The sequence below is a fragment of the Methylobacterium trifolii genome (assembly GCF_022179685.1).
GTDB lineage: Bacteria > Pseudomonadota > Alphaproteobacteria > Rhizobiales > Beijerinckiaceae > Methylobacterium > Methylobacterium trifolii.
Genome location: NZ_BPRB01000185.1, coordinates 1 through 4,581 on the forward strand (window position 1 = coordinate 1; position 4,581 = coordinate 4,581).

Sequence of the window (4,581 nt, forward strand, 5' to 3'; positions counted from 1 at the left end):
GCGCGGCTGGCGGGCGCCCGCTCCGACGTGAGCGCGGCCGAATCGGCCCTGCGCACCAGCATCGGCGTCTACCGCCAGAACATCGGCGTCGAGCCGCGCCAGCTCGCGCCGGGCCGGCCGCTGGACCGCTACGTGCCGGCCAACATCGACGCGGCCATCACCATCGGCCTGAAGGAGCATCCGGCCATCCTCTCGGCGCTGCACGCGGTGGACGCGGCCGAGGCCCAGGTGAAGGTCTACGAGGGCACGCTCTACCCGACGCTCAGCGTGCAGGGCGGCGTGCAGCAGGCCTACGACCAGACGCTGGCCAACACCAACGGCTACTCGGCCTCGGTCCTCGGCCGCCTGACCATCCCGCTCTACCAGGGCGGCCAGGAATACGCCCAGATCCGGCAGGCCAAGGAGTCGGTCGGCCAGAGCCGCATCCAGGCCGAGTTCGTGCGCGACCAGGTCCGCGCCCAGGTCGTCGACTTCTGGGGACGGCTGGAGGCGGCCAAGGCGCGGGTGATCGCCTCGCAGGCCCAGGTCCAGGCCAACGAGGTGGCGCTCAACGGCGTGCGCGAGGAGGCCCGCGTCGGCCAGCGCACGACGCTCGACGTGTTGAACGCGCAGCAGGAACTCCTGAACGCCCGCGTCGCCCTGATCACCGCCCAGCGCGACCGGGTGATCTTCTCCTACGGCGTGGTCCAGGCGATCGGCCGGCTCACGGCCCGCTACACCGCGGTGCCGGTGGCCGCCTACAGCCCGAAGACGCATTTCGACCAGGTCAAGGACCTCTGGTTCGGCGTGCGGACCACGGACGGCCGCTGAGCGGCCGTCCGACGAGCCCGCCAGACGCGGCCTCCGAAGATTCGAAGGCCTGCGGAAACAGTTCGCACGGCACGTTTTCCCGCGGGACTGTGCTCCGGCTGCGCTTGCCCCCGCGATTCCGCGTGAAATACTGAATCCGGCCCAGGACGGGCCGCCTCACCGCAAGCCTTCCCGCCCACGTCCTTCCCGAGCACCGTCCGGATGAGTGCAGCCAGCCCGAAGATTCAGGACAAGGCGGCGGAGAAGGCGCACGAGCCTTCGATGGAGGAGATCCTCGCCTCGATCCGGCGGATCATCGCCGACGACCAGGCGGTCAAGCCCGCCGAGGCGCCCGCGCCGAGGGCGCCCGCCCCCGAGCCCGAGGACGTGCTCGACCTCGCCGAGATCGCCGAGCCCGTGATCCGGCAGCCGGCCCCGGCCAAGGCACCGGAGAGGACGCCCGAGCCGGTCGCCCTCGACATCGACGCGATCGATTTCGGCGATGCGGAGATCGACTTCGACGCGATCGCCGTCGAGCCGGAGCCCCCGCCGCCGCCGCGGCCGGCCCCCCGGCCCGCCGCCCGCGCTCCGGAGCCGGAGCCGGAGCCGGCCCCGATGGACGAGCCGCTACTCTCGGCCACCACGGATTCCAGCGTGAACCAGGCCTTCAACCTCCTGGCCCACACGGTGCTGACCAACAACGCCCGCACCCTGGAGGACCTGGTCAAGGACATGCTCCGGCCGATGCTCAAGGCGTGGCTCGACGACAACCTGCCGGTGGTGGTCGAGCGCCTGGTGCGCGCCGAGATCGAGCGCGTCTCCCGCGGCCGCTGAGGGGCGGGAGCGTGGCCCCGTGTTGACGGGACCCCCATGACGGGTTGAAAGCGGGCCGGATTTCCCGGAACACGCCCGATCGGCCCGTACGCCCCATGATGGACAAGACCTTCGACCCCGCCGCCGTCGAGGCGCGCGTCGGGCAAGCCTGGGAGGCCGCCGACGCCTTCCGCGCCGGCCGCCCCGAGCGCGCGGGCGCCGAGCCCTATTGCATCATGATCCCGCCGCCCAACGTGACGGGCACGCTCCACATGGGGCACGCCCTCAACAACACGCTGCAGGACATCCTGGCCCGCTACCAGCGCATGCGCGGGCGCGACGTGCTCTGGCAGCCCGGCATGGACCATGCCGGCATCGCCACGCAGATGGTGGTGGAGCGCCGCTTGGCGGAGGCGGGCAAGCCCGGCCGGCGGGAACTCGGCCGCGCGGCCTTCGTCGAGACGGTCTGGGCCTGGAAGGCGGAATCGGGCGGGGCCATCGTCAACCAGCTGAAGCGGCTCGGCGCCTCCTGCGACTGGTCGCGGGAGCGCTTCACCATGGGCGAGCGCGGCGGCCCGGACGAGCAGATGGTGGCCGCCGTCACCAAGACCTTCGTGGACCTGCACGCGCAGGGGCTGATCTACCGCGACAAGCGCCTCGTGAACTGGGACCCGAAGTTCCAGACCGCGATCTCGGACCTCGAAGTGCAGCAGGTCGAGGTGAAGGGCCACCTCTGGCACTTCGACTATCCCGTGGTCGACGCATCCGGCGCGGAGACGGGAGAGATCATCACCGTCGCCACCACCCGTCCCGAGACCATGCTCGGGGACACGGCGGTGGCCGTGCACCCCGACGACGAGCGCTACACGGCGCTGGTCGGCAGGCAGGTCCGCCTGCCGCTGGTGGGCCGCCTGATCCCGATCGTCGCGGACGAATATTCCGACCCCGAGAAGGGCACCGGCGCGGTCAAGATCACGCCCGCCCACGACTTCAACGATTTCGAGGTCGGCCGCCGGCACGGCTGCCGGCCGATCAACATCCTCGACGCCGAAGCGCAGATCCTGATCGAGGGCAACGCCGACTTCCTGGCGGACGCCGAGCCCGAGCCCGAAGCGATGGCGCTGCACGGCCTCGACCGCTTCACCGCACGCAAGCGCGTGGTCGCCCTGATGGAGGCGCGGGAGCGCCTGCGCCTGGTCGAGCCGAACACCCATGCGGTCCCGCACGGCGACCGCTCGGGCGTCGTCATCGAGCCCTACCTGACCGACCAATGGTACCTCAACGTCAAGCCCCTGGCCGAGCGCGCCCTCCAGGCGGTGCGGGACGGCCAGACGAAGTTCGTCCCCGAAAACTACGAAAAGATCTTCTTCCAGTGGCTCACGAACATCGAGCCCTGGTGCGTCTCGCGCCAGCTCTGGTGGGGCCACCAGATCCCGGTCTGGTACGATGCGGAGGGCAGCGTCTACGTGGCCGGCAGCGAGGCGCAGGCCCTGGCGCAGGCGGCGGAGAAGCACGGGCGCGCCGTCGAGCTGCGCCGCGACGAGGACGTCCTCGACACCTGGTTCTCCTCCGCCCTCTGGCCGTTCTCGACGCTCGGCTGGCCCGAACACACGAAGGAACTCGCCCGCTACTACCCGACCAACACCCTGGTGACCGGCAAGGACATCCTGTTCTTCTGGGTCGCCCGGATGATGATGATGGGCCTGGCGCTCACCGACCGGGTGCCCTTCGACACGGTCTACCTGCACACCCTGGTGCGGGATGCGGCCGGCGCCAAGATGTCGAAGTCGAAGGGCAACGTGGTCGATCCCCTCGACCTGATCGACCAGTACGGCGCCGACGCCCTGCGCTTCACCCTCACGGCGATGGCCGCGCAGGGGCGCGACATCAAGCTCGCGGTCAACCGCGTCGAGGGCTACCGCAACTTCGCGACCAAGCTCTGGAACGCGGCGCGCTTTGCCGAACTCAACTGCTGCCGCCTCGATCCGGAGTTCCGGGCGGAGTCCGTGCGCGCGCCCGTCAACCGCTGGGCGCTCGGCGAAGCGGCCCGGGCGGTGGCCGAGGTCGAGGCGGCGCTTGCCGCCTACCGCTTCAACGACGCGGCGGCCGCCGCCTACCGCTTCGTCTGGAACTCGTTCTGCGACTGGTATCTCGAACTGGCCAAGCCGGTGCTCCAGGGGGAGGGCGTCGATCCCGGCGCCCGGGCCGAGACGCAGGGGACGGTCGCCTTCCTGATCGACCAGATCGCCAAGCTGCTGCACCCGTTCATGCCCTTCCTCACGGAGGAGCTGTGGGCGATCAAGGGCGAGGCGGTTCCCGGCCGCGGCCTGCTGGCGCTCGCCCCCTGGCCGGACCTCGCGCGCCTGGCCGACCCGGAGGCCGAGGCCGAGGTCGGACTCATCGTCGACCTCGTCTCCGAGGTGCGCTCGGCCCGCTCCGAGACCAGCGTGCCGGCCGCCGCCCAGGTCCCCCTCGTGCTCGTGGGCGCGGATGACGCCACCCGCGCCCGGATCGAGGGCTGGGGCGAGACGCTGACGCGGCTCGCCCGCCTCTCCGAGATCCGCTTCGCGGACGCGGCGCCGAAGAACTCGGCCCAGCTCCTGGTGCGCGGCGTGGTCGCGGCCCTGCCGCTGGAGGGGATCGTGGATCTGGCCGCCGAGGTCGAGCGCCTGCGCAAGGAGGAGGGCAAGACCGCCGCCGAGATCCGGAAGATCGAGGCCAAGCTCGGCAACGCCGACTTCGTCGCCCGCGCCCCCGAGGAGGTCGTGGAGGAGAACCGCGAGCGCCGCGACAGCGAGGCCACGCGCCTGGAGAAGCTGCGGGAGGCCCTGGCACGCCTGACGGACCAGGGGTGATTCCTTTTTGGTCTTGATGGCGGGAGCCCGTCTCTCGCCGCGGCGGCCGGGACAGGTGTTTCGATAGGCTCCGACCAGAGCGAATCTGACCCGCGCGCGTCCCTCCCCCCACTGCGGGGGAGGG

General features: G+C 71.3%; 3 protein-coding genes. All 3 read left to right on the forward strand.

Going from position 1 to position 4,581, the window contains the following annotated elements; translation table 11 throughout:
* On the forward strand, window positions 1-810 hold an 810-nt coding region (locus COGEMETH_RS16205), incomplete at its 5' end, for a TolC family protein (RefSeq protein WP_238183636.1).
* A 201-nt stretch (window positions 811-1,011) separates the two neighbouring features.
* Window positions 1,012-1,623 carry a PopZ family protein gene (locus tag COGEMETH_RS16210; protein ID WP_238183637.1) on the forward strand — a complete coding sequence of 204 codons (612 nt, stop codon included), beginning with the start codon at window positions 1,012-1,014 and terminating at the stop codon, window positions 1,621-1,623.
* Between the two features lie 95 nt (window positions 1,624-1,718).
* A complete protein-coding gene (locus tag COGEMETH_RS16215; RefSeq protein WP_238183638.1) occupies window positions 1,719-4,457 on the forward strand; it encodes a valine--tRNA ligase in 2,739 nt (912 codons plus the stop codon).
* Window positions 4,458-4,581: the final 124 nt, after the last annotated feature.

Coding starts and splice junctions, on each gene's coding strand:
- COGEMETH_RS16210 (WP_238183637.1), top strand. CDS start 1,012: ATGAGTGCAGCCAGCCCGAAGATTCAGGACAAGGCGGCGGAGAAGGCG.
- COGEMETH_RS16215 (WP_238183638.1), top strand. CDS start 1,719: ATGATGGACAAGACCTTCGACCCCGCCGCCGTCGAGGCGCGCGTCGGG.